Origin of the sequence: Pseudomonas sp. NFIX28 (genome assembly GCF_900107395.1) — a bacterium.
Taxonomy (GTDB): domain Bacteria; phylum Pseudomonadota; class Gammaproteobacteria; order Pseudomonadales; family Pseudomonadaceae; genus Aquipseudomonas.
The window spans coordinates 481,580-505,293 of record NZ_FNPW01000003.1 but is presented as its reverse complement, the minus strand read 5'-3'; the positions used below and the strand labels follow the sequence as shown (position 1 = coordinate 505,293).

Annotated in this window: 21 protein-coding genes; 12 read left to right on the top strand and 9 right to left on the bottom strand. The window is 62.2% G+C overall.

What is annotated here, in order from left to right; all coding sequences use genetic code 11:
• Positions 1-50 precede the first annotated feature (50 nt).
• The 4 genes from BLV20_RS08695 to yaaA all read right to left on the bottom strand — a co-directional run bounded on the left by BLV20_RS08695 (position 51) and on the right by yaaA (position 5,863).
• A complete protein-coding gene (locus BLV20_RS08695) occupies positions 51-1,220 on the bottom strand; it encodes an alginate biosynthesis protein Alg44 (protein WP_092299755.1) in 1,170 nt (389 codons plus the stop codon).
• 35 nt (positions 1,221-1,255) lie between these two features.
• Positions 1,256-2,737: a mannuronan synthase gene (alg8, locus tag BLV20_RS08690; protein WP_371914299.1), complete on the bottom strand. Its 1,482-nt coding sequence runs from the start codon at positions 2,735-2,737 to the stop codon at positions 1,256-1,258.
• 217 nt (positions 2,738-2,954) lie between these two features.
• Positions 2,955-4,271: a nucleotide sugar dehydrogenase gene (locus tag BLV20_RS08685; protein ID WP_092299749.1), complete on the bottom strand. Its 1,317-nt coding sequence runs from the start codon at positions 4,269-4,271 to the stop codon at positions 2,955-2,957.
• Positions 4,272-5,083: 812 nt separating this feature from the next.
• The gene (yaaA, locus tag BLV20_RS08680) at positions 5,084-5,863 is read right to left on the bottom strand and encodes a peroxide stress protein YaaA (protein WP_092299746.1); all 780 of its coding nucleotides are present in this window, start codon (positions 5,861-5,863) and stop codon (positions 5,084-5,086) included.
• Between the two features lie 245 nt (positions 5,864-6,108).
• Between yaaA and BLV20_RS08675 the strand changes: the two genes are divergently transcribed.
• From BLV20_RS08675 to BLV20_RS08650, 6 genes are all read left to right on the top strand, one after another.
• Positions 6,109-7,233, top strand: a complete 1,125-nt coding sequence (locus tag BLV20_RS08675) for a polysaccharide deacetylase family protein (protein WP_092299743.1) — start codon at positions 6,109-6,111, stop codon at positions 7,231-7,233.
• A gap of 348 nt (positions 7,234-7,581) precedes the next feature.
• Positions 7,582-8,976: a PhoH family protein gene (locus BLV20_RS08670; RefSeq protein WP_092299739.1), complete on the top strand. Its 1,395-nt coding sequence runs from the start codon at positions 7,582-7,584 to the stop codon at positions 8,974-8,976.
• Positions 8,977-9,208: 232 nt separating this feature from the next.
• On the top strand, positions 9,209-9,682 hold the full coding sequence (gene moaC, locus BLV20_RS08665) for a cyclic pyranopterin monophosphate synthase MoaC (protein ID WP_092299736.1): 474 nt from the start codon (positions 9,209-9,211) through the stop codon (positions 9,680-9,682).
• Positions 9,679-9,921: a MoaD/ThiS family protein gene (locus BLV20_RS08660; RefSeq protein WP_092299732.1), complete on the top strand. Its 243-nt coding sequence runs from the start codon at positions 9,679-9,681 to the stop codon at positions 9,919-9,921. Before moaC ends, BLV20_RS08660 begins: the two co-directional genes overlap by 4 nt.
• Position 9,922: 1 nt before the next feature.
• Positions 9,923-10,375, top strand: a complete 453-nt coding sequence (moaE, locus tag BLV20_RS08655) for a molybdopterin synthase catalytic subunit MoaE (RefSeq protein WP_092299729.1) — start codon at positions 9,923-9,925, stop codon at positions 10,373-10,375.
• 294 nt (positions 10,376-10,669) lie between these two features.
• On the top strand, positions 10,670-11,446 hold the full coding sequence (locus BLV20_RS08650) for an ABC transporter substrate-binding protein (protein WP_092299726.1): 777 nt from the start codon (positions 10,670-10,672) through the stop codon (positions 11,444-11,446).
• 96 nt (positions 11,447-11,542) lie between these two features.
• On the opposite strand, the gene BLV20_RS08645 is transcribed toward BLV20_RS08650, so the two are convergent.
• From BLV20_RS08645 to BLV20_RS08625, 5 genes are all read right to left on the bottom strand, one after another.
• Positions 11,543-12,169 (bottom strand): helix-turn-helix transcriptional regulator, encoded by a 627-nt coding sequence (locus BLV20_RS08645; RefSeq protein ID WP_092299723.1) that lies wholly within the window; start codon positions 12,167-12,169, stop codon positions 11,543-11,545.
• A gap of 86 nt (positions 12,170-12,255) precedes the next feature.
• Positions 12,256-13,383: an NAD(P)/FAD-dependent oxidoreductase gene (locus BLV20_RS08640; protein WP_092299720.1), complete on the bottom strand. Its 1,128-nt coding sequence runs from the start codon at positions 13,381-13,383 to the stop codon at positions 12,256-12,258.
• Positions 13,384-13,510: 127 nt separating this feature from the next.
• Positions 13,511-14,464 (bottom strand): ornithine cyclodeaminase family protein, encoded by a 954-nt coding sequence (locus BLV20_RS08635; RefSeq protein ID WP_092299717.1) that lies wholly within the window; start codon positions 14,462-14,464, stop codon positions 13,511-13,513.
• Positions 14,465-14,667: 203 nt separating this feature from the next.
• Positions 14,668-16,146 (bottom strand): ATP-dependent RNA helicase RhlB, encoded by a 1,479-nt coding sequence (rhlB, locus tag BLV20_RS08630; RefSeq protein WP_092299714.1) that lies wholly within the window; start codon positions 16,144-16,146, stop codon positions 14,668-14,670.
• A gap of 95 nt (positions 16,147-16,241) precedes the next feature.
• Positions 16,242-16,898 (bottom strand): alpha/beta hydrolase, encoded by a 657-nt coding sequence (locus BLV20_RS08625; RefSeq protein WP_092299712.1) that lies wholly within the window; start codon positions 16,896-16,898, stop codon positions 16,242-16,244.
• A gap of 469 nt (positions 16,899-17,367) precedes the next feature.
• Here BLV20_RS08625 and BLV20_RS08620 point away from each other — a divergent pair, with 469 nt between their 5' ends.
• The 6 genes from BLV20_RS08620 (at position 17,368) to BLV20_RS08595 (ending at position 23,690) form a co-directional block, all read left to right on the top strand.
• Positions 17,368-18,399: an amino acid ABC transporter substrate-binding protein gene (locus BLV20_RS08620; protein WP_092299708.1), complete on the top strand. Its 1,032-nt coding sequence runs from the start codon at positions 17,368-17,370 to the stop codon at positions 18,397-18,399.
• A 66-nt stretch (positions 18,400-18,465) separates the two neighbouring features.
• On the top strand, positions 18,466-19,647 hold the full coding sequence (locus BLV20_RS08615) for an amino acid ABC transporter permease (RefSeq protein WP_092299705.1): 1,182 nt from the start codon (positions 18,466-18,468) through the stop codon (positions 19,645-19,647).
• A 10-nt stretch (positions 19,648-19,657) separates the two neighbouring features.
• The gene (locus BLV20_RS08610) at positions 19,658-20,755 is read left to right on the top strand and encodes an amino acid ABC transporter permease (RefSeq protein ID WP_092299702.1); all 1,098 of its coding nucleotides are present in this window, start codon (positions 19,658-19,660) and stop codon (positions 20,753-20,755) included.
• A 10-nt stretch (positions 20,756-20,765) separates the two neighbouring features.
• Positions 20,766-21,530 carry an amino acid ABC transporter ATP-binding protein gene (locus BLV20_RS08605; protein ID WP_009047107.1) on the top strand — a complete coding sequence of 255 codons (765 nt, stop codon included), beginning with the start codon at positions 20,766-20,768 and terminating at the stop codon, positions 21,528-21,530.
• 191 nt (positions 21,531-21,721) lie between these two features.
• Positions 21,722-22,381 carry a FadR/GntR family transcriptional regulator gene (locus tag BLV20_RS08600; RefSeq protein ID WP_092299699.1) on the top strand — a complete coding sequence of 220 codons (660 nt, stop codon included), beginning with the start codon at positions 21,722-21,724 and terminating at the stop codon, positions 22,379-22,381.
• Positions 22,371-23,690: a CynX/NimT family MFS transporter gene (locus BLV20_RS08595; RefSeq protein WP_092299696.1), complete on the top strand. Its 1,320-nt coding sequence runs from the start codon at positions 22,371-22,373 to the stop codon at positions 23,688-23,690. The genes BLV20_RS08600 and BLV20_RS08595 overlap by 11 nt, the downstream gene beginning before the upstream one ends.
• Positions 23,691-23,714 lie beyond the last annotated feature (24 nt).

Below are 23,714 nucleotides of genomic sequence, written 5' to 3'. Positions count from 1 at the left end.
GGCTACGGGGGCCGTTTTCGTCATCGGGAGTGGGGTATGAATATTCATGGTTAGAGACCGGCAGCCATGGCTTTGTCGATCAGCCAGTTCATGGAAGGGCCGCGGTTACTGCTGACTTCCACAGGACGGCCGGCGAAAGCGCTGTTCAGCGGGGTGTCGGGCTTGATCTGTACGCGAATGTCCGAGGACAGGTCGCTGCCGTTGAGGCTGGTGCTGCTGACGATGGTGCCGGTGCGCACTTCGTCTTCGCCGGCGATCTGGAAGTTGACCTTGGCGCCCGGGCGCACGTCGGCGAACTGGCGATAGGAGAAGCGCGCTTCGATGTTGGCCTGGCTGCCGCGCGGAACCAGCTGGAAGATCACGTCGCCCTTGCTGGCGTACTGGCCGTCGGCAACCATCTGCTGGGCCACGGTGCAGTCGCAGGGCGAGGTCAGGGTGCCGGTCATCTGCTTGCCGAACAGCTCCTCGACCTTGGCCGGTTGCAGTTGGTCTTCGTTGAGGTGGCCCTTGAGCACGTCGAGCATGCTGGTGCTGAAGGTCGCCAGCGGGGCGCCCTTGGCGGCCACGCCGTCGGCCTGGATCAGGCTCTGCACGGTGCCGTCGCGCGGCATGGTGACGTTCATCGCCGGCGCGCTGACCAGGCCGGCCTGGGCGTGGCTGACGAAGTACATGCCGTACACCGACTTGAGGATGAAACCGAAGGCCGCCAGGCCAACCACGAAGATCCCCGCGCTGAAGGTCACCGCGCGCAGGCGGCCCAGGGCGCTCATGCCGTGGCCGGTGTCCTTGGTCTTGCGCGCCTTGGTGAAATTGTCGCGCTGCAGGGTGGCGAGCACGTCGCCCATGGTCACGATGTCGCCGGCCAGGTGCGAGGTGATCAACTGGCGCAGGGTCGAGATGTCCTGGGGCTCGAGGTTCTGGAACTGGCAACCGACCCGGCCGGTCTGGCGATCCATGGAGCGCACCTGCAGCTCCACGTCCATGGCCAGCCCGAGGTTGTCGATGATGAATTGCAGGCGACCCTTGTGCACGTCGCCGACCTTGATCGGCAACTGCCCGCAGTTGTAGCTCAGGCCGCCGGCGGAGAGGTCGATGACCCGCGCTTCGACCGGGGTCCGGTCGGGGCCGAAGAAGCGCAGCTTGGCCGGGATTTTTACCCGGGCGTGTTGGCGTTGGGCTTCGGATTCATGCACTACGTTGACGTTCACGGCGGTGTTCATAGGGGCGATTTCCTAGTTAATTCAGGCAAGGCGGGTCAGACCATCATCAGCAGCGCGGCGACGAAGATGCTGCCGGCGGAGAAGGTCATGGTCCGAGACGACCAGGTGTTGAACCAACGTTGAAAGCTGGCGAGATCACGGGTCAGGGAAGTGGGCTGGCGAGTCCAGGACTGTTGGTCGAGGCGGAAGAACACGTAGATCTTCACCAGCGCACCGACGATCTGGTTGTAATAGAGAATCGCCGGGTAGGCCGGGCCGATCCGGTGGCCGGAGCAGGACAGCAGCAGGGTCAGGATCAGGCGGGTGATGCCGATCCACAGCAGGTACACCAGGATGAAGGCGGTGCCGTACTTGAAGCTGGCGATCAGCGCTACGGTCAGGCCCAGCAGCGAGGTCCACATCGACACGCGCTGGTCGAACAGCACCACGCTGGTGAACAGCCCCAGGCGCTTGACGCCCAGGCCCAGGGCCCGGGAGTTCTGCCGCAGGTTGTTGCCGTACCAGCGGAACATCAGCTTGCGGCTGGCCTTGATGAAACTCTTTTCCGGCGGGTGTTCCACGGTGTTGATCGCGGCGTCGGGCACGTAGAAGGTGTCGTAGCCCAGGCGCATCAGGCTGAACCAGCTGGACTTGTCGTCTCCGGTGAGGAACTTGAAGCGGCCCAGGCGCCAGTGCTGCAGCGAGTCGCTTTCCACGTCGGCGATGAAGTCCGGGTTGGTGACCACGGTGGCGCGGAACACCGACATGCGCCCGGTCATGGTCAGCACGCGCTTGGACAGGGCCATCGAGCACATGTTGATGTGGCGCTGGGCGAAACGCAGCTTGTGCCACTCGCTCATGATGTAGCCGCCGCGCACTTCGCAGAACTCGTTGGTGGTCAGGCCGCCGACGTTGCCGAACAGCTGGAACCAGGGCACGGTCTTGCGCACCACGCCTTCGCCGAGAACGGTGTCGCCGTCGATCACCGCCACGACTGCGCGGTCGTCCGGCAGGTGACGGGAGATGGCGCGGAAGCCGAAGGCCAGGCCGTCGCGCTTGCCGGTGCCGGGGATGCGCACGAAGTCGAGCTTGACGTGGGCCGGCGGGTTCATGCGGGCCCAGAGGCTTTTCACCAACAGCTCGTCGGACATTTCCACGATCGAGCAAACCACGGTGGTGGGGAAGCCGCAGTCGATGGCCTCACGGATCACCGAGCCATAGACCTGGGCGGTGGTCAGGGCGTCGATCCGGAAACTGGTGACCATCAGGAACACGTGCGATGGATCGGCGGCCTTGCCCAGCTTGCGCACCTTGCGGCGCAGGTGTGGGTAGACGATGTAGAGAAAAATCATGCCGCGCACGAAATGCGTGGCACCCATCGAGTAGCGCCAGATACCCACGGCGCCAATCAGGAAGATGAAGTCCTTCGATTCGGAGTCGAATGTGGACGCGGGCAACGCCAGGGCGAGACCCATCAGTAAACTCAAGAAAAACAGCCAACCTGCGGCCTGGAGTAGGCCGTGCTTTAGCCTGTGCATAATCTGCATCCGTCTCGATCTCGGGCGAGCCTGTGGGGTGGCCCGAAGGGGTTAAGGCAGGCGAAAAAGCCAAGGGGGCATTCCCGTAGCCGCTGCCGGAGGCTGCGCTAGGTCCGCGGCACCTGCGGCGATCGCAGGTGCGTCGTGGCCCTTTCGGGTTCGATCGCAGCCTGCGACGGCGGCTACGGGAACGGCGAACCGCCCCCGATACCGCTGGTTACCAGCAGATACCTTCGGTCCGGCCACTCGCGCTGGTGGCCTTGGACATGAACCCGACCAGGTCGATGACCTGCTTGCCGTGCGGCACGTCTTCGGCCAGGGCGCGGAACTTCTCGTCGCGGTTGCCGAGGATGATCACGTCGGAGTTGTCGATCACCGAGTCGAAGTCCGCGTTGAGCAGGGACGAGACGTGAGGGATCTTGGACTCGATGTAATCCTTGTTGGCACCGTGGACGCGGGCGTACTCGACGTTGCTGTCGTAGATGCTCAGGTCGAAGCCCTTGCCGATCAGCATTTCCGCCAGCTCCACCAGCGGGCTTTCGCGCAGATCGTCGGTACCGGCCTTGAAGCTCAGGCCGAGCAGGGCGACTTTGCGTTTTTCATGGCTGGAGACGATGTCGAAGGCGTTCTGCACCTGGGACTCGTTGCTGCGCATCAGCGAGTTGAGCAGCGGCGCTTCGATGTCCAGGGAGCCGGCGCGGAAGGTCAGGGCGCGCACGTCCTTGGGCAGGCAGGAGCCGCCGAAGGCGAAGCCCGGGCGCATGTAGTACTGGGACAGGTTGAGGGTCTTGTCCTGGCAGACCACGTCCATCACTTCACGACCGTCGACGCCGACCGCCTTGGCGATGTTGCCGATCTCGTTGGCGAAGGTGACCTTGGTGGCGTGCCACACGTTGCAGGTGTACTTGATCATCTCGGCGACGGCGATGTCTTTGCGGATGATCGGTGCGTCGAGCTCTTCGTACAGCGACTGCAGGACGTCGCCCGAAGCCTTGTCGAACTCGCCGATCACGGTCATCGGCGGGAAGTCGTAGTCCTTGATCGCGGTGCTTTCACGCAGGAACTCGGGGTTGACCGCGACGCCGAAGTCGACGCCGGCCTTCTTGCCGGAGCAGTCTTCGAGAATCGGGATTACCACGTTGGCGACGGTGCCCGGCAGTACGGTACTGCGCACTACGATGGTGTGGCGGGAAGTCTTGTCACGCAGGACAAAACCGATCTCGCGGCATACCGCCTCGATGTAGTTGAGTTCCAGGTCGCCGTTCTTCTTGCTTGGCGTGCCGACACAGATCATCGACAAGTCGGTGTCGCGAATCGCCTCGGCGAAGTTGGTGGTTCCGCGCAGACGACCGGTTTGAATACCTTGCGCCAGAAGTTCACCCAGACCCGGTTCAACGATCGGCGATTTGCCTGCGTTGATCATATCGATCTTGTCCTTGGCAACATCGACGCCAACGACCTCATGGCCCCGTGCAGACAGGCAACCGGCACATACTGCACCGACGTAACCCAAACCAAATATGCTGATGCGCATCGCATTTACCTCTGTGTTATTCACGCCATTAGATGGCCGGAGTTAATGTTTGCCAGCTGTAGTTACGCACTCGGAAGTTCAACGAACAGGCGTTGAGATATCCAGTGCAGGCAGACTAAGTTCCGAGTGTCTAAATAAGTGCACTCAAGTTGTGCGCAACTTGGCCTTGTTGTAGGGGCTGCCCTTGAATGTCGCCGTCCTTCCTGTTGGAAGGCAGCTCCGAGGTTGGCGATAATCCTGGTTTATAGGGCTAAGCCCATGATAATCAGGTAGTTACACGCTCCCGGAAGCGTTTTAAGGCGGGCTATGCCATGGCCTTGTAGGGGATAGTAATGGTGCATTATCTCCTGTGCGTTGACTCTAAATGCGAGTTCCCGAGCAGTAGGTCAGAGGAGTATGACAACTTCGCTACTATCTCTGGACTCCATGTAAGTCATCTCCTACAAACTCGTTGAGAATCGTTACCGGTGGTATGAGCGGTGGTTCAGGACATAGTTCCAGCCCGCTCATCCTGTTTTCGGAAATTTCTTGAAATATTGCAAAAGATGGCACTGCTTTCATATTGATAGCACTTACCATTTCGGCCTTTAGTTATGGGGAGATAAAGCGGAGGGATATTTTTATGCCAGTACACATAAAAATTTTGTGTGCCACTACTGAAAAAAGTGACCTCTGTCGAGTGAAACAAAAGTCATAAAAAACGAAAGAAAATTAATTGACGCCAATAGTTTGTCATTTTGCCGCAAATCAGAAAAAAGCGACCGCTCGTCGACGCACTCGTTTGCGCGAAACCAGTGCGTCGATCGCCTGCGTTATTCCGGTGCGTGGTCGCGCAGGAAAACCAGATTGTCCGGTTTCGACTGTTCGGCGCTGTAGCGGTAACCCTGAACATCGAATTGCTTGAGGGCCGCCGGGTCGTTGATGCGTTCTTCTATAACGAAGCGGCTCATCATGCCCCGGGCCTTCTTGGCGTAGAAACTGATGATCTTGTACTGGCCGTTCTTCAGGTCCTTGAACTCGGTATTGATGATCCGCGCGTTCAGGGCCGGGCGCTTGACCGCCGAGAAGTACTCGTTGGACGCCAGGTTGAGCAGCAGGTCGTCGCCCTGTTCGGCCAGGGCTTCGTTCAGCCATTCGCTGATGCGCGTGCCCCAGAACGCATACAGATCCTTGCCGCGGGCATTGGCCAGCTTGGTGCCCATCTCCAGGCGGTAAGGCTGCATCAGGTCCAGCGGGCGCAGCAGGCCGTACAAGCCAGAAAGCATGCGCAAATGCTGCTGGGCGTAGTCGAAGTCGGCTTCGCCGAGGGTTTCGGCATTCAGGCCGGTGTACACATCGCCCTTGAAGGCCAGCAGCGCCTGCTTGGCGTTGGCCGGGGTGAAGGCCGGGGTCCAGCTGCCGAAACGCGCGGCATTGAGGCCGCCGATCTTGTCGGAAACATGCATCAGTTCGCTGATTTGCGCCGGGCTCAGTTCGCGCAATTGCAGGATCAATTCCTGGGAGTGGTCCAGGTACTGCGGCTGGGTGAAGCGTTGAGTGACGGGCGGGGTCTCGAAATCGAGGGTCTTGGCGGGTGAAATCACCATCAGCATGAAGTCGTCTCCTGTAAGCGTCGGGGGATTCTAGGGGCTTGGGCGCTTTGACTCCACCTATGAAGGCCATAGGCGCTGCCGTCGATCGCTTGCTGTTCTTTGGCCGGCGCGAGCTGGCCCGAGGTGCCGGTCGCACCGGCATTCATTGCCCTGCCGGTCGCGAGCAGGCTCGCGCCGGGAGGGAGAGGGCGGGTGGGGGCAGATCGGCTATAGTGCCGCGCGGGTTTTGTTATGGAGACATCCCTTTGCGCAGCGCTTTTTTTCTTTCGATCTGGTTATTGAGCTTCGGTGCCCTGGCAGCGCCGAACGACGTGGCGACCCTGGATCGCAGCACCTGGCCGGAACAGCTCGGCAACCCGACCCTGTTCGACGTGGCGTCGCGGGCGGAGATCCTTACGTTCGCCCGCGCCCTGCTGGTCAGCGAGGCCTGGGACGAAGCCTCGTTGAAGCAGCGCCTGGGCTTGCGGATCATCAACATGGCGTCGATCGATGCCGTTCGCCAGCGCCTCTGGCGGCAATTGCTGGCCAACTACAACTTCGCCCAGCAGAGCTGCGATCAGGACGCGTCCTTCTGTTTCCTGGTGGAGGACCTGGAGACCCTGCGCGAGCAGGCCGGCAAGTTCCAGCTGGGCGCCGACTCCTATTACGCCCGCTGGGCCGAGCCGAGCCGGGCCTTCCATGAACAGTATCTGGACGAGTTGCTGCGCAAGGCCGCGTTGTTCCCCCAGACCGCCAGCGAAATCGAGCGTTTTGGCGACTATGAGCGCAACGGCGACGAGCTCAATGACCGGCTGTTCTTGCTGACGTTCGACAGCGCCGCCAATCTCGCCCCGGACAACGCGCCCTGGCTGGCCGAATACCTGCGCAAATCGAACATGAACGGCACCTTCTTCGTGCTCGGCAGCGAGCTGCAGAGCCGCCTGCAACAGCGTTCGGTGGCCAGCCTGCAGGCCTTGTACTCCCAGCAGTGCGTGGGCGTGCTGGGCTGGGAATACCGTTCCCACAGCCACTGGCAGGACTGGCAGGACTCGATCGAGCGCAGCGTCGAACTGGCCAAGGGCAAGCTGCCGGAAAACTACGTGCCGCTGTTCCGCCCGCCTTACGGCCAGCGCCGCGCGGACGCCCAGGCCTTCTTTAATGCACAGGGCTTGCAGGTGGCGTTGTGGGACATCGACCCGCAGGACGGCGCCGGCAAGCTCAACGGCGAGCAGAGCGGCCAGCGGGTGCTGACGCTGATGCTGTTGTGGCGGCACGGGGTGATCAACTTCAACGCCCGGCAGGACGCGGTGAAGACGGCATTGCCCTGGTTGCTGACGCAGACGGCGCAGAGCGGGATCGGTTGGGAAGATTGCCAGGACGCTTTTCGCTAGAAACGACGAAAGGCCCGTATTTGCGGGACGAAAGTGCAGGGTTGGCGGATTTGGCGGGGAATTCGATGCAGGCGGACTTCCGACTTTAACGGTGCCCGGGCGGCGCGCCAAGGGCTATTCGTCACTCTGCAAAATAAACTTAAAAAAAGCGTCAAAGTGCTTTTTCCTGTCACAGGTTTTGGAGTATTACGAAGTCAGACCGCCGAAACCTGCAACACAGGTGGCGTCTCCCAAGACTCCTTTTGTGTGCACTTCACTCGAACCCCAGCGGGTGAATTCGACGGTCAATTCGAGGCGCAGCACCGCCAAGGTATTGCGTCGACTGGCCCCCACATAAGGTGACCGAGTATGGATGACCACGGACGTAGCCCTTCCTCCACCCAGCCAATCCTTTATGTACTCGATACCAATGTATTGATTCACGATCCAAATGCCCTGCTGAACTTCGAAGAACACCATGTCGCGATCCCGATGATCGTCCTGGAGGAACTCGACAAGCTCAAGAGCGGCCATCACAGCGTTGCAGCGGAATGTCGCCAGGCCATTCGCCTGATCGACAAGACCCTGGGCGAGGCCTCGCCTGAAGATGTTGAGCTGGGCGTGCCTATCCAGCGGGGCAAGAGCGGCCCCAAAGGCCTGCTGTCGATCCTCATGAGCAAGCGCTCGGAGCCCAACAGCCTGCTGCCGGAAAACCTCAACGACAACATCATCATCAACCAGCTGATCGACCTGCATGCGCGCAACAAGGAGCTGCGCGTGGTGCTGGTGACCAAAGACATCAACATGCGCCTCAAGGCGCGCGCCTGCGGGATCGCCGCCGAGGACTACAGCACCGACCAGTTGGTCGACGACGTGGCGTTGCTGCCCAACGGCTTCCACAACATGACCGGCTCCTTCTGGGACCGCGTGAGCAAGGTGGAAACCCGCCAGGATCACGGCCGTACCTGGCACCAGGTGCAACTCACCGACAACCTGCCGGCGGTGCATATCAACGAATTCATCATCGATGAACAGGGTTTTGTCGGCTGGATCAAGGAAATTCGCGCCGATGTGCTGCTGATTCTCGACCTGCATCAGGAACCCCTGTTGCACCAGGAAGCCTGGGGCCTGAAACCGCGTGACATCTATCAAGGCCTGGCGCTGTTCGCCTTGCTCGACCCGGACATCCACCTGGTCAACCTGTCTGGCGCCGCCGGCTCGGGCAAGACCATCCTGGCCCTGGCCGCGGCCATCGAACAGACCATGGTCAGCAAGCGTTACCGGCGCATCATCGCCACCCGCAGCGTGCAGGGGCTGGACCAGGAGATCGGCTTCCTGCCGGGCACCGAAGCGGAAAAGATGGAGCCCTGGCTCGGCGCTATCACCGACAACCTCGAAGCCCTGCACATGGATGACGAAAGCACCCATGGCAGCGTCGACTACATCCTCAGCAAGGTGCCGTTGCAGTTCAAATCCCTCAACTACATCCGAGGCCGCAGCTTCCAGCAGAGCCTGATTTTGATCGACGAATGCCAGAACCTCACCCCGCACCAGATGAAAACCATCATCACCCGTGCCGGCGCCGGTTCCAAAGTGGTGTGCCTGGGCAACCTGGCGCAGATCGATACCCCTTACCTGTCCGCGACCAGCTCCGGGCTGACCTACCTGACTGAACGCTTCAAGGACTTCCCCAACGGGGTGCATATCACCCTGCAAGGGGTTCCACGCTCGATTCTGGCCGAATACGCCGAATCCCATCTGTAACCCTCGCCAAACGGGCGGCCGCGAGGCCGCCCGTTTTTTTCTGCGCAAACCCACCCACCTCCGTAGGAGCGAGGCTTGCCCGCGATCCAGGCAACGCGGTGCAGCAGGTCAAGCGCGGTGATGCCTTCGCGGGCAAGCCTCGCTCCTACGGGGGAGGGGCGCGCGGATAATCAGGCGTGCGGAAAATTGACCCTCGGGTTTACAATCGCCTCTCCTGATCAGGAGTAAGGCTGTGCTGACTCATCTCGATTCCCAAGGTCGCGCCAATATGGTCGACGTCACCGACAAAGCCGTGACGTCCCGCGAAGCCACGGCCGAAGCGCGGGTGCGCATGCTCCCGCAAACCCTGCAAATGATCGTCAGCGGCGGTCACCCCAAGGGCGACGTGTTCGCCGTGGCGCGCATCGCCGGCATCCAGGCGGCGAAAAAGACCAGCGATCTGATCCCTCTGTGCCACCCGTTGATGCTCACCAGCGTCAAGGTCGAGCTCAGCGCCGAAGGCGAAGACACGGTGCGCATCCTGGCCCGTTGCAAGCTGGCCGGGCAGACCGGGGTGGAAATGGAAGCCCTGACCGCCGCCAGCGTCGCCGCGCTGACCATCTATGACATGTGCAAGGCCGTGGACCGCGGCATGACCATCGAAGGCGTGCGCCTGCTGGAGAAACTCGGCGGCAAGAGCGGCCATTACCAGGCGGACGAACAATGAACCTGACCGTGAAGTTTTTCGCCCGCTACCGTGAGGCGCTGGGCGTGGATTCGCTGCGGATCGCCGGCGATTTCGCCACGATCGACGATGTGCGCGCCCTGCTGGCCCTGCGCGAGGGCGCCGAAGTGCTCAACGAACAGAACCTGATGTGCGCCCGCAACGAAGACCTCTGCCAGCTCGACGAGCCGGTGAGCGACGGCGACGAAGTGGCGTTTTTCCCTACCGTGACTGGAGGCTGACATGGCGATTCGCGTGCAAGCGGGCGCCTTCGATCCGGGTGCGGAAGTCAATGCGATGCACGCGGCGAATGTCGGCGTCGGCGCGGTGGTGAGCTTTGTCGGCTACGTGCGTGATTTCAACGATGGCCAGGACGTGGCCGGGATGTTTCTCGAGCATTACCCGGGCATGACCGAAAAGGCCCTCGGCAAGATCGCCGCCGAAGCCGAGCAGCGCTGGCCGCTGCTCAAGCTGGAAGTGCTGCATCGCATCGGTGCCCTGGAGCCGGGCGAGCCGATCGTTTTCGTCGGCGCTGCCAGCGCCCACCGTCAGGCCGCTTTCGATGCCTGTGCCTTTGTCATGGACTACCTGAAAACCCGCGCGCCGTTCTGGAAGAAAGAAACCACCGCCGACGGCCCGCGCTGGGTGGAAGGGCGCGACAGCGATCATGCGGCGGCGGAGCGCTGGAAAGAATGATTGCCTGATTCATCCGTATTGACCGCAAGTCCTCATCGCGGGCAAGCCTCGCTCCTACAGAAGCACCAGGTCTGTAGGAGCGAGGCTTGCCCGCGATAGGCCCTCAGCTGCACCCTCCATTTCCCTGTTTTTGCCATTTCTGCTTGTCGACCAAAGGCCAACCGAACCGCATCCGCTGCGTTGACGGAATATACGTAAAAGTCCAGTATGGATTTACAAGTACAAACAAGGCTCCACCGTTTCACTCTTTTCTTCTGTCTTGCCAAACCAACAACAACTCGCGAGAGAACGAATATGAAGAAACTCCCCCTCATCAGTGGCCTGGCCCTGAGCCTGTTGGCGTGCAGCAGCTTGTTCGCCGCCGAGAAAACCCTGCGCATTGGCATCGAGGCGGCTTATCCACCGTTCGCCTCGAAAACCGACAAGGGCGAGATCGTCGGTTTCGACTACGACATCGGCAATGCCCTGTGCGCGCAGATGCAGGTCAAGTGCATATGGGTCGAGGGTGAATTCGACGGCCTGATCCCTTCGTTGAAAGTGAAGAAGATCGACATGGCGCTGTCGTCGATGACCATCAATGAAGACCGTAAGAAGTCGGTCGATTTTACCCACAAGTATTACTTCACCTCCTCGCGGCTGGTAATGAAGGAAGGCGCCACGGTCGATGACCAGTACGCCAGCCTCAAGGGCAAGAACATCGGTGTGCAACGGGCGACCACCACCGACCGCTACGCCACCGAGGTGTTCGAGCCCAAGGGCATCAACGTCAAGCGCTATAGCAACAACGAAGAGATCTACATGGACCTGGCGGCCGGCCGCCTCGATGCGATTTTCGCTGACACCATTCCGCTGAACGACTTCCTGTCGATGCCGCGCGGCAAGGGCTATGCGTTTGTCGGGCCGGAGCTGAAAGACCCGAAATACGTGGGTGAGGGCGCGGGGATCGCGGTGCGCAAAGGCAATGCCGAGCTGGTGAGCCAGTTGAATACCGCCATCGATGGCATTCGCGCCAGTGGCGAATATCAGAAGATTTCCGAGAAGTACTTCAAGTCCGACATCTACGGCGACTGATGTCGTGCGGCGTTCGTGAGGACGCCGTCGCGGGCAAGCCTCGCTCCTACGGTTTTGTAGGAGCGAGGCTTGCCCGCGACGCTTTTATGGGCGCTGTCAGCCCTTCAATTCCTTCAGGTGCTTGTACACCGTCGCCCGCCCCATGTTCAGCACGTTGGCCACATAGTTGGCGGCGCTTTTGCCCTTGAACGCGCCTTCGGCATGCAGCGCCAACACCAGCTCGCGCTTGTGTTCGCGGGTCAGCAGGTTCAGGCCCAGCTGCCGTTCGCGCAGCCAGTTGTGCAGGAAGGTGTTGATGCGCTCCTGCCAGTCATCGCGGAACAGCGAGTCCGGTTGCGGGATCAGTTTGCTTGGCGAGAGGAACAGGTCCAGCGCCGCCTTGGCATTCTCGAACAGCGAAATATTCAGGTTGATGCACAGCACCGCCAGCGGCTGGCCATTGCCGTCGCGCAGCACGCTGCTGAGGCTGCGGATCTTCTGGCCGTCCCAGTTGAGCTTTTCATAGGGGCCGATATTCCGCTCGTCGGCGTCCTCGCCAAGCATGTCTTCGAGGGCGGAGTCGTCGCCCACTTCGCGCTTGGAAATATTGTTGGCGATGTAGTCGATCTTCTGCGTGCGCAGGTCGTGGATGACCACCTCGGCATGGGGGAAAAACAGCGTGGCGATGGCATCGGCGATCGCCCGGAAGTTATCCAGGACAGGGTCCTGCGCGGCTGAGGTCATGAGGGGGTCTCCAGGCGGTGTCAGCGCCCTGCATGGCAGGGCGCTGCGAGTGTGCCGCAATCGTTGGGGCGCGTCACCTGAACGGGTCAGCCGAGACGGGCGGGGGAGAGCATAGCGGCGTCCAGGCCAAAGCGCGCCAACTGCTCCGGCAGGGCTTCGCCACGCACCAGGGCGGCACTGGCCTGGCCCATGGCCGGCGAGGTCTGGATGCCGTAGCCACCTTGCGCGGCGACCCAGAACAGGCCCGGCACGTGGGTGTCGAAGCCGGCCAGCAGGTCGCCGTCGCTGACAAAACTGCGCAGGCCGGCCCAGGTCCGGGTCGGACGGCGAATGGTCAGGGTCGTGGCCTCTTCGATCTGGTAGATGCCCATGGCGATGTCCAGCTCTTCCGGTTGCACGTCGTGGGGTTCCACCGGGTCGGCATTGGCCGGCGAACCGAGGAACATGCCGGCGTCGGGCTTCATGTAGAAGGATTCGTCCAGGCTCACCAGCATCGGCCAGTGATGGCTGTCGACGCCTTCGGGGCCGGCGAAGATGAAGGCCGCGCGGCGTTTCGGCTGCAGGCCCAGCGGCTGGGCGCCGGCCAGCGCGCCGACCTGGTCGGCCCAGGCGCCGGCGGCATTGATCAGGACGGGCGCGCTGAACGTCTGGCCGGCGGTCCGCACCTGCCACTGGCCCTGGTCGTCGCGGCTCAGCCCCAACACTTCGCAGTCGGTGCGCACTTCGCCCTGGTTGCGCCGGATACCGCGCAGGTATCCCTGGTGCAGGGCATCGGTGTCGATGTCGCTGGCGCTCGGGTCGTAGAGGGCGCCGTGGACCTTCTCGCGGCGCAGGATCGGCAGGCGCGCGCAGGCTTCGTCGGCGTTCAGCAACTGCATTTCCGGCACCGTGGCCTTGGCGCTCAGGTACTGGTTGTTCAGCTCGGCGGGGTCGCCGATGAAATCCACGGTCATTTCGCCGCGCGGGGTCAGCAGCGGGTGTTCGCAGAAACCCTGGGGCGGGGCATCGAAAAATTCCCGGCTGGCCAGGGTCAGGGCGCGCACCTGGGGCGTGCCGTAGGCCGCGGTGTAGAGCGCCGCGGAGCGCCCGGTGGAGTGATAGGCCGGGTGCGATTCACGTTCCAGCACCAGCACCCGGCCGTGGCGCGACAGCCAGTAGCCGGTGGACGCCCCGGCAATGCCGCCGCCGATGATGATGAAGTCTGCCTGGGTCATTCGAGCCTCCGTAAAAAGGGGATAACGCGCGTCCGTAGGAGCGAGGCTTGCCCGCGATCGATCCTGAGCCTGTCACCGTGCTTCGCTCGGGCCGTCGATCGCGAGCCAGCGGGTGTTCCATTGGTATTCAGCGAGTGCACTGCAGGTGGTACAGGGCATTGGCCAGGGCGATGTCTTCCAGGCCCAGGCCGATGGAGCGGAAGAACACGTGGCGCCCCGGCTCCGGTCGTTGGGCCAGGTCGCTGAGCAGTTCGGGCAGGTCGCCGAGAATCGCCGCCTTGTCCCAGCCATGCCGTTCGCCGGCGATCAGCATCTCACCGGCCGAGCCGGGGGTGGTCTGACGATAGTCGCAATACACCTGCATGTCGTTCAGCGCGGCGGGCGGCACTTCGTGGGCTCGTGGCGCGTTGGTGCTGATGGAGGTGATCAGCGCCGGTTTGTGCAAGGTGCGCGGGTCGATCACCGGGCCGGCAGAAGAGGTGCAGAGCATGATGACATCGGCATCTTCCAGGGCGTCGTCGAGCTGGCTGGCGATCTGCAGGCGCGGGTCGAGAGCCTTGAGCCGTGCGATGTCTTCGGCGGGCTTGCCGGCCAGGCTCGGGGAGTACAGGCGGATCGATTGCCATTCGCGCAGGGTTTTCACGTAATGCAGATGGGCCTGGGCCACTGGGCCGCTACCGACGATCGCCAGGTGCCGGGCGTTTGCCGGCGCCAGGGCATCGACGGCCACGGCGGTGGTGGCCGCGGTGCGCGCGGTGGTCAGTTCGCCAGCGTCGCACAGCAGCAGGGGCTGGCCGCTGTCCATGGACATCAGCAGGGTCCAGGCGGTCACCAGCGGGCCTTCGGCGCGGACGATGTAGGGCGAGGTCTTGACCCCATAGACCCGGTCTTCGGCCAGCACGCCCAGGTAGTTGATGAAATCCCCGGCGCCCTGGGGAAATTCCACCAGCTGCTGCGCCGGCTGCACGGCAAGCCCGGCGGCCAGGTCGTGGAACAGCTTGCGCAGGATCTGCGGTACGTCGACCTGCGCCAGCAACTGGCGGGCCTGAGGCTGGGTAATCACGCAAGGCGTGCTGGACATGCGGGTGCTCCCAAGAAACAAACTAATTTGTCTATTATGGACTTTTAGTTTTGCTGGGCAATATCCAGGCGAAAAAAAACGCAGCCTGTGGTCGGGCTGCGTTTTTTTGCGGTCAGGCTTGTATCTGTAGAAGCGAGGCGTCATTTCTGACACTGCGCGTTATCGTTCATCGCGAGCAAGCTTCGCTCCTACAACGATGTTGCTCAGGCTTTCGGGCGTTTGCGCTCCACCGGGCGCAACAGCTCGGTTGGCGGCATTTCACAGCTGATCTTGCGACCCAGCAGCGCCTCGATCGACGGCAGCTGATAGGAGTCGTCCTCGCCGGCGAAGCTGATGGATACGCCGTCGGCGCCAGCCCGGCCGGTACGGCCGATGCGGTGCACGTAGTCGTCCGGCACTTCCGGCAGGGTGAAGTTGATCACGTGGCTGATGCCGTCGATGTGGATGCCGCGACCGGCAACGTCGGTGGCTACCAGCACGCGGATCTTGCCTTCGCGGAAACCTTCCAGGGTCTTGATGCGCTTGTGCTGCGGCACGTCGCCGGACAGCTGGGCGGCGTTCACGCCATCGCGTACCAGGCGTTCCTCGATGCGCCGCACTTCATCCTTGCGATTGGCGAAGACCATGACCCGTTCCCAGCCGTTGTCGTTGACCAGGTTGTACAGCAGCTTGTACTTGTCGGCGCCGGCCACCGCATAGATGTGCTGTTCGACGTTGGCGCTGGCCACGTTCTCGGCTTCGATCTCGACGATCGCCGGGTCGGTGGTCCACTGCTTGGCCAGGTTCATCACGTCGTCGGTGAAGGTGGCGGAGAACAGCAGGGTCTGGCGTTCGCTTTTCGGCGGGGTCTGGCGAATGATCTGGCGCACCTGGGGGATGAAGCCCATGTCGAGCATGCGGTCGGCTTCGTCCAGCACCATCACTTCGACCATGTCCAGGTGCACGTCGCCGCGCTGGTTGAAGTCCAGCAGGCGGCCCGGGGTGGCTACCAGGATGTCGCAATGGCGGGCTTCGAGGTGCTTGAGCTGTTTGTCGAAGTCCATGCCGCCGACGAAGGTCATCACGTTGAGGCCGGTGTATTTGGTCAGGCTGGCCGCATCCTTGGCGATCTGTACCACCAGTTCGCGGGTCGGCGCGATGATCAGCGCCCGTGGCTCGCCCATGTAGCGCTCTTTGGGCGGTGGGGTCTGCAACAGCTGGGTGATGATCGAGATCAGGAACGCGGCGGTCTTGCCGGTACCGGTCTGGGCGCGGCCGATGGCGTCTTTGCCGGCCAGGGTGAAACCCAGTACCTGGGCCTGGATCGGCGTGCAGTAAGGGAAGCCCAGGTCGTGGATGGCGTGCATCAGTTCCGGCGCGAGCTTGAAGTCATGGAAGCGGGTCTTGCCTTCCTGCGGTTCGACGACGAAGTCTTCCAGTTTCCAGGTGCTCACCGGTGGTTTTGGTGCGCGCGGGCGGCGCGGCTGTTCGGCCTTGGGCTTGTCGCTGTACGGCGCCGGCTGGGCCGTCGGAGCGGCTGGGGCCACCGGCTCTTGCTTGACTATGGCGGCAGGCGCGGTCCGTTCCGGCTGATGGCCGTCGGTACGGCTGCTGGGGCTGGAGGAAGATGGGCTGGAGCCTGGCGCGAGCTGCTCAGCCTCGCTTTTACCGAAGATTTTCTTGAGTGCTTTGAGCACGGTCATCTCATCAATTGGTTAAGGAATGTACGCCGGGCAGTGTAATGCAAGAATCGGGCGCGGCGTAGTGGATTGCTCAACGGGCTACCAAACTTATCGATTCAGCGCAAACGCTCGCTGAGCCAGGCGCCGATGTCACGAATTTCTTCGGGTAACACTTCGTGGCCCATTGGGTATTCCTGCCATGTCACGGTGACACCATGGTGTTTCAGGTACTCGTAGGCGGTGCGGCCCATGGAGTTCTGCACCACCTCGTCGTACTGGCCGTGCAGGCACAAGGTCGGAATCCGCTGCTGGCTGGCCGACAGCTCGAGGTCATCGCTGAATGTCGGGGCATAGGTGGAGAGGGCAAGCACGCCACCCAGCGGGCCCTGCCATTTAAGGAAGGCGGTATGCAGCACGACCGCGCCACCCTGGGAGAAACCGGCGAGGAAAATCCGCGAAGGGTCTATTCCGCTGGCGCGCTGTTCTTCGATCAGGTCGGTCAGGCGTTTTGCCGACTCGTCCAGCTGTTCGCGGTTGATTGCCCGTGCCGGGCTCATGGCCAGGATGTCGTACCAGCTGGGCATGGCATAACCGCCATTGATGGTCACGGCGCGGGTCGGTGCCTGGGGCAGGACGAAGCGGGTGGTCAGCAGGCTTTCCTGCAGCGCCTCGGCCACCGGCAGGAAGTCGTAGCGGTCGGCGCCCAGGCCATGAAGCCAGATCACGCAGGCATCGACGGGCTTGCTGGGCTGAAGAATCAAGGGCTCGGTCATGGTTGCTCCATATAGGTGCGCGCGCGCCTTGGCGGTGCGTGATAGCGGTGCGCGCTTGGTTGATCAGTGAAAAAGATGTCGCAAGGCTGCAAGTTTTGCTCTTGACCCCTGCCTGAACTGCCTTGGCCAGCACTCTGGTACGGGCTTTGCTATAGCCGTTCAGTGACGTGATTGCACTCACCCTGGCGGTAACACTATCAGGCTACCGATGGGTGTGGGATAGCAATGATCCGGTGATGAACGTTCGCCAGTGGCCGCTACGGGCTTCGCGAACATGGTATGGGGCTACAGCCCGTTCGGTCGCTTGGTGAGTATGGGTTTTCTCTTAAATGGATTTTCTCCTACTAGACTCATAGCTAAAGTCTTACGCCGCTTGACCCCAAAAAAAGCCAACAAGGGTCAACAGCGCCTCATAAGGGTGCGGCAAGGCTCAAGCTCCGACACAACAAGAGCAAAACTGGAGGTTTGAATGAAGATGTTGAAATCCACCCTGGCTGTCGTCACGACCGCCGCGGTACTGGGCATGAGCGGCTTCGCGCAGGCCGGTGCGACCCTGGATGCGGTGCAGAAGAAAGGCTTCGTGCAGTGCGGTGTGAGCGACGGTCTGCCGGGCTTCTCGGTACCGGACGCCACCGGCAAGATCCTCGGCATCGACGCCGACTTCTGCCGCGCCGTGGCCGCCGCGGTATTCGGCGATGCGACCAAGGTGAAATTCAGCCAGTTGAACGCCAAGGAGCGTTTCACCGCGCTGCAATCGGGCGAAATCGACATCCTGTCGCGCAACACCACCATGACCAGCTCCCGCGATGCGGGCATGGGCCTGAAATTCCCGGGCTTCATCACTTATTACGACGGCATCGGTTTCCTGGTGAATAACAAGCTGGGCGTCAAGAGCGCCAAGGAGCTGGACGGCGCGACCATCTGCATCCAGGCCGGCACCACCACCGAGCTGAACGTTTCCGACTACTTCCGCGGCAACGGCCTGAAATACACCCCGATCACCTTCGACACCTCCGACGAAAGCGCCAAGTCGCTGGAGTCCGGTCGTTGCGACGTGCTGACCTCCGACAAGTCCCAGCTGTTCGCCCAGCGCAGCAAGCTGGCCTCGCCGAAGGACTACGTGGTTCTGCCGGAAACCATTTCCAAGGAGCCGCTGGGCCCGGTGGTGCGTAACGGCGACGACGAGTGGCTGGCCATCGTCCGCTGGACCGGCTACGCGCTGCTCAATGCCGAAGAAGCGGGCATCACTTCGAAGAACGTCGAAGCCGAAGCCAAGTCGACCAAGAACCCTGATGTTGCCCGTATGCTCGGCGCCGACGGCGAGTACGGCAAAGACCTGAAACTGCCGAAGGACTGGGTCGTGCAGATCGTCAAGCAAGTCGGCAACTACGGCGAAATCTTCGAGAAAAACCTCGGCAAGAGCACTCCTCTGGAAATCGACCGCGGTTTGAACGCCCTGTGGAACAACGGCGGCATTCAGTACGCACCACCAGTGCGCTAATGGTTCTATCACCCGGCGGGCCAACCGCCGGGTGATGTTCTTGTTCCATTTCTTCCGGGGCACTTCATGCAAAATTCAATCGGCGCACCAAAGCAGAGGCTCAGCCTCAGCGATCCACGAGTGCGTGCGTGGCTATTCCAGATCATTACCGTCGTGGCCGTGATCTCGCTTGGCTGGTACCTGTTCGATAACACTCAAACCAACCTTCAGCACCGGGGGATTACTTCCGGCTTCGACTTTCTCGAGCGCAGCGCCGGCTTCGGCATCGCTCAGCACCTGATCTCCTACACCGAGGCGGACAGCTACGCCCGGGTGTTCGTGATCGGCCTGCTCAACACCCTGCTGGTGACGTTCATCGGCGTGATCCTGGCGACCATCCTCGGTTTCATCGTCGGTGTGGCGCGCCTGTCGCAGAACTGGATCATCAGCAAACTGGCGACCGTGTATGTGGAAGTGTTCCGCAACATCCCGCCGCTGCTGCAAATCCTGTTCTGGTATTTCGCGGTATTCCTGACCATGCCGGGGCCGCGCAACAGCCACAACTTCGGTGACACCTTCTTTGTCAGCAGCCGTGGCCTGAACATGCCCGCGGCCCTGATGGCCGACGGCTTCTGGCCCTTTGTGACGAGCGTTGTGGTCGCCATCGTGGCGATCGTGCTGATGTGCCGCTGGGCCAACAAGCGTTTCGAAGAAACCGGCGTGCCGTTCCACAAGTTCTGGACCGGCCTGGCGCTGTTCCTGGCGATTCCGGCGTTGTGCACGCTGGTTTTCGGCGCCCCGGTGCATTGGCAAATGCCGGAGCTCAAGGGCTTCAACTTTGTCGGTGGCTGGGTGCTGATCCCGGAACTGCTGGCTTTGACCCTGGCCCTGACCGTCTACACCGCGGCGTTCATCGCCGAGATCGTGCGTTCGGGGATCAAGTCGGTCAGCCACGGCCAGACCGAAGCGGCTCGTTCCCTCGGCCTGCGCAATGGCCCGACGCTGCGCAAGGTCATCATCCCGCAGGCCTTGCGAGTGATCATTCCGCCGCTGACCAGCCAATACCTGAACCTGGCGAAGAACTCGTCCCTGGCGGCCGGTATCGGCTACCCGGAAATGGTTTCGCTGTTTGCCGGCACGGTGCTGAACCAGACCGGCCAGGCCATCGAAGTCATTGCCATCACCATGAGCGTGTACCTGGCGATCAGCATCAGCATTTCCCTGCTGATGAACTGGTACAACAAGCGCATTGCGCTGATCGAGCGGTGAGGAAACGCGCATGAGCACTCATACTTTCAAACCCGACATGCCACCTCCTTCCAGCAGCATCGGGGTCGTGGCGTGGATGCGGGAACACATGTTCTCCAGCTGGATCAACACCCTGCTGACCCTGTTTGCCTTCTACCTGATCTACCTGGTGGTACCGCCGATCCTCAGCTGGGCGATCTTCGACGCCAACTGGGTCGGCACCACCCGCGCCGACTGCACCAAGGAAGGCGCCTGCTGGGTGTTCATCCAGCAGCGCTTCGGCCAGTTCATGTACGGCTACTACCCGGCGGACCTGCGCTGGCGCGTGGACCTGACCGTGTGGCTGGCGGTGATCGGCGTGGCGCCACTGTTCATCCCGCGCGTGCCGCGCAAGGCGATCTACGGCCTGGGCTTCCTGGTGTTGTACCCGATCATTGCCTACTTCCTGCTGCATGGCGGCCTGTTCGGCATGGCCAACGTCGCCACCAGCCAGTGGGGCGGCCTGATGCTGACCCTGGTGATCGCCACCGTCGGCATCGCCGGCGCCTTGCCGCTGGGCATCGTGCTGGCATTGGGACGGCGTTCGAACATGCCGGCGATTCGTGTGGTCTGCGTGACCTTCATCGAGTTCTGGCGTGGCGTGCCGCTGATTACCGTGCTGTTCATGTCGTCGGTGATGCTGCCGCTGTTCCTGCCCGAAGGCATGAACTTCGACAAGCTGCTGCGGGCGCTGATCGGGGTGATCCTGTTCCAGTCGGCGTATATCGCCGAAGTGGTGCGCGGCGGCCTGCAGGCGATTCCCAAGGGGCAGTACGAAGCCGCAGCCGCGATGGGCCTCGGTTACTGGCGCAGCATGGGCCTGGTGATCCTGCCGCAAGCCCTGAAGCTGGTGATTCCCGGCATCGTCAACACCTTCATCGCCCTGTTCAAGGACACTAGCCTGGTGATCATCATCGGCCTGTTCGACCTGCTCAACAGCGTGAAACAAGCCGCCGCCGACCCGAAATGGCTGGGTATGGCCACCGAAGGCTATGTCTTCGCGGCCCTGGTGTTCTGGATTTTCTGTTTTGGTATGTCCCGCTACTCCATGCATCTGGAGCGTAAGTTGGACACAGGCCACAAGCGTTAGGAGTATCTCCATGAGTGAAGCGATCAAAAAGCCTGTGGGCCCTGAAGGCATTATTCAGATGCAGGGCGTGAACAAGTGGTACGGCCAGTTCCACGTGCTCAAGGACATCAACCTCAACGTCAAGCAGGGCGAGCGGATCGTGCTGTGCGGGCCTTCGGGCTCGGGCAAGTCGACCACCATCCGCTGCCTGAACCGCCTGGAAGAACACCAGCAGGGCCGCATCGTGGTCGATGGCGTGGAACTGACCAACGACCTCAAGCAGATCGAGGCGATCCGCCGTGAAGTCGGCATGGTGTTCCAGCACTTCAACCTGTTCCCGCACCTGACCATCCTGCAGAACTGCACCCTGGCGCCGATGTGGGTCCGCAAGATGCCCAAGCGCAAGGCCGAGGAAATCGCCATGCATTACCTGGAACGCGTGCGCATTCCGGAGCAGGCGAACAAATACCCCGGCCAGCTCTCCGGCGGCCAGCAGCAGCGCGTGGCGATTGCCCGGGCGCTGTGCATGAAGCCCAAGATCATGCTGTTCGACGAGCCGACGTCGGCCCTCGACCCGGAAATGGTGAAAGAGGTTCTGGACACCATGATCGGCCTGGCCGAAGACGGCATGACCATGCTCTGCGTGACCCATGAGATGGGCTTCGCCCGCACCGTGGCCAACCGGGTGATCTTCATGGACAAGGGTGAAATCGTCGAACAGGCGGCGCCGAACGACTTCTTCGATAACCCGCAGAACGAGCGGACCAAGTTGTTCCTGAGCCAGATCCTGCACTGATCCAGGCATTGGCCTGAAAATAAACCCGGCCTGGCGCCGGGTTTATTTTTGCCTGGGTTTTCACGCGCCCGCTGCCGGGTTTGCCTTTGCGATTGCGATCTTTCCACGTCAGGCCTGGTTGTTCCCGCGTAAAAAGCTGACTACCATGCCAGGAAAATTCATCCGATGATTGGATGAAAAGGCGACGGCATATGACAGAAATCTCTCCTTTGATTAAGCGTTCCCTGGTCGATCAGGCCCTGGAGCAATTGCGCCAGCGCATCAACGACGGTGCCTGGAGCATTGGCCAGCGCCTGCCGACCGAGCCGGAACTGGCGGCGGAACTGGGCATCAGCCGCAATACCGTGCGCGAAGCCATGCGGGTCCTGGCGTTTTCCGGGCTGGTGGAAATTCGCCAGGGCGATGGCAGCTACCTGCGTGCGGTGGTCGATCCGCTGGATACCCTCAAGGCCCTGTCCCAATGTTCCCTGGAGCAGGCGCGCGAGACCCGGCAGATCATCGAGACGGAGGCCATCGGCCTGGCGGCCCTGCGCCGTACCGAGCTGGACCTGCTGGAGCTGCGCGAGGCCCTGGCCCTCAGCGGCAATCACTATCACGGCGACCTGGAAAGCTACATCGCCTGCGACCTGGCGTTTCACGGGCGCCTGGTGGATGCGGCGCATAACCCCACCCTCAGCGAGCTGTACCGCTATTTCTCCAGCGTGGTCGGCGCGCAACTGCGCCAGACCCTGAACATCCACCCTCGGCGCCAGGCCGTGTTCGATCTGCACATCGACTTGCTGGATGCCGTCGAGCAGCGCGACCCCGAGCGAGCCAAGGCTCTTTCGCGGCAGTTGATCAATGAACCTTGAGACCGAGAACGCCATGTCCAGCCACCAGGCCAATAACCCGCCACCTGTCGCGGCCCCCCGCCGCGAGGCCGAACTCGAAGAACTGCTGATCGACGCCGAGGCCGACGATGCCGAGGTCCAGCACAGTCATCCGGTGCTGCGCCGCCCATGGCTGTTGCTGCTGGGGCTGATCCTGGTGGCGCTGAACCTGCGCCCGGCCTTGTCGAGCATGGCGCCGCTGCTCAGCGAGGTGTCGCGCAGCCTCGGATTGTCGGCAGCCCAGGCCGGCTTGCTGACCACCTTGCCGGTGCTGTGCCTGGGGCTGTTCGCGCCTCTGGCCCCGGTGCTGGCGCGGCGCTTCGGCGCCGAGCGCGTGGTGCTCGGCATCCTGCTGGCGCTGGCGTGCGGGATCATCCTACGCAGCTCTTTGGGGGAAGTCGGCCTATTCGCCGGCAGCATCCTAGGCGGCGCCAGCATCGGCGTGATCGGAGTATTGCTGCCGGGCATCGTCAAGCGCGATTTCGCCAAACATGCGGGCACCATGACCGGCGTCTACACCATGGCCCTGTGCCTGGGCGCGGCGATGGCGGCGGGGGCGACCGTGCCGTTGAGCCAGCACTTCGATAACAGCTGGGCGCTGGGCCTCGGGTTCTGGGCACTGCCGGCGCTGGCGGCGGCGCTGTTCTGGTTGCCCCAGGTCGGCAAGCGGCAGGGCGCGCACCAGGCGGCGTACCGGGTGCGCGGTTTGCTGCGCGACCCTCTCGCCTGGCAAGTGACGCTGTACATGGGCCTGCAATCCTCGCTGGCCTACATCGTCTTTGGCTGGCTGCCGTCGATCCTTATCGGCCGTGGCCTGAGTCCGACCCAGGCCGGGCTGGTGCTGTCCGGTTCGGTGATCGTCCAGCTCGCCAGTTCGCTGGCCGCGCCCTGGCTGGCGACGCGGGGCAAGGATCAGCGCCTGGCGATCGTGGTGGTGATGCTGCTCACCTTGGGCGGCCTGTTCGGCTGCCTGTATGCGCCGGTCGACGGCCTGTGGGGCTGGGCGATCCTGCTGGGCGTGGGGCAGGGCGGTACCTTCAGCCTGGCGCTGACGCTGATCGTATTGCGTTCGAGGGACGCGCATGTAGCGGCCAATCTCTCGAGCATGGCCCAGGGGATCGGCTACACCCTGGCCTCGATGGGCCCGTTCGCGGTCGGCCTGGTGCATGACTGGACCGGGGGCTGGACGGCCCTGGGCTGGATTTTCGCGGTGATCGGCCTGGGAGCCATCGCCGCCGGCCTGGGCGCCGGGCGTTCGCTCTATGTGCAGGTCGAAAGCGAAAAAATCTGAACTCGCTCACTGTCGGTATTTGCG

Bases quoted from the DNA above. Each gene is read 5' to 3' on its own strand.
- BLV20_RS08660 (WP_092299732.1), top strand. From the start codon at position 9,679: ATGAACCTGACCGTGAAGTTTTTCGCCCGCTACCGTGAGGCGCTGGGC.
- BLV20_RS08670 (WP_092299739.1), top strand. From the start codon at position 7,582: ATGGATGACCACGGACGTAGCCCTTCCTCCACCCAGCCAATCCTTTAT.
- moaE (WP_092299729.1), top strand. From the start codon at position 9,923: ATGGCGATTCGCGTGCAAGCGGGCGCCTTCGATCCGGGTGCGGAAGTC.
- BLV20_RS08615 (WP_092299705.1), top strand. From the start codon at position 18,466: ATGCAAAATTCAATCGGCGCACCAAAGCAGAGGCTCAGCCTCAGCGAT.
- BLV20_RS08625 (WP_092299712.1), bottom strand. From the start codon at position 16,898: ATGACCGAGCCCTTGATTCTTCAGCCCAGCAAGCCCGTCGATGCCTGC.
- BLV20_RS08635 (WP_092299717.1), bottom strand. From the start codon at position 14,464: ATGTCCAGCACGCCTTGCGTGATTACCCAGCCTCAGGCCCGCCAGTTG.
- rhlB (WP_092299714.1), bottom strand. From the start codon at position 16,146: ATGACCGTGCTCAAAGCACTCAAGAAAATCTTCGGTAAAAGCGAGGCT.
- BLV20_RS08640 (WP_092299720.1), bottom strand. From the start codon at position 13,383: ATGACCCAGGCAGACTTCATCATCATCGGCGGCGGCATTGCCGGGGCG.
- BLV20_RS08650 (WP_092299726.1), top strand. From the start codon at position 10,670: ATGAAGAAACTCCCCCTCATCAGTGGCCTGGCCCTGAGCCTGTTGGCG.
- BLV20_RS08695 (WP_092299755.1), bottom strand. From the start codon at position 1,220: ATGAACACCGCCGTGAACGTCAACGTAGTGCATGAATCCGAAGCCCAA.
- BLV20_RS08645 (WP_092299723.1), bottom strand. From the start codon at position 12,169: ATGACCTCAGCCGCGCAGGACCCTGTCCTGGATAACTTCCGGGCGATC.
- BLV20_RS08595 (WP_092299696.1), top strand. From the start codon at position 22,371: ATGAACCTTGAGACCGAGAACGCCATGTCCAGCCACCAGGCCAATAAC.
- BLV20_RS08620 (WP_092299708.1), top strand. From the start codon at position 17,368: ATGAAGATGTTGAAATCCACCCTGGCTGTCGTCACGACCGCCGCGGTA.
- yaaA (WP_092299746.1), bottom strand. From the start codon at position 5,863: ATGCTGATGGTGATTTCACCCGCCAAGACCCTCGATTTCGAGACCCCG.
- BLV20_RS08600 (WP_092299699.1), top strand. From the start codon at position 21,722: ATGACAGAAATCTCTCCTTTGATTAAGCGTTCCCTGGTCGATCAGGCC.
- BLV20_RS08605 (WP_009047107.1), top strand. From the start codon at position 20,766: ATGAGTGAAGCGATCAAAAAGCCTGTGGGCCCTGAAGGCATTATTCAG.
- BLV20_RS08610 (WP_092299702.1), top strand. From the start codon at position 19,658: ATGAGCACTCATACTTTCAAACCCGACATGCCACCTCCTTCCAGCAGC.
- BLV20_RS08685 (WP_092299749.1), bottom strand. From the start codon at position 4,271: ATGCGCATCAGCATATTTGGTTTGGGTTACGTCGGTGCAGTATGTGCC.
- alg8 (WP_371914299.1), bottom strand. From the start codon at position 2,737: ATGCACAGGCTAAAGCACGGCCTACTCCAGGCCGCAGGTTGGCTGTTT.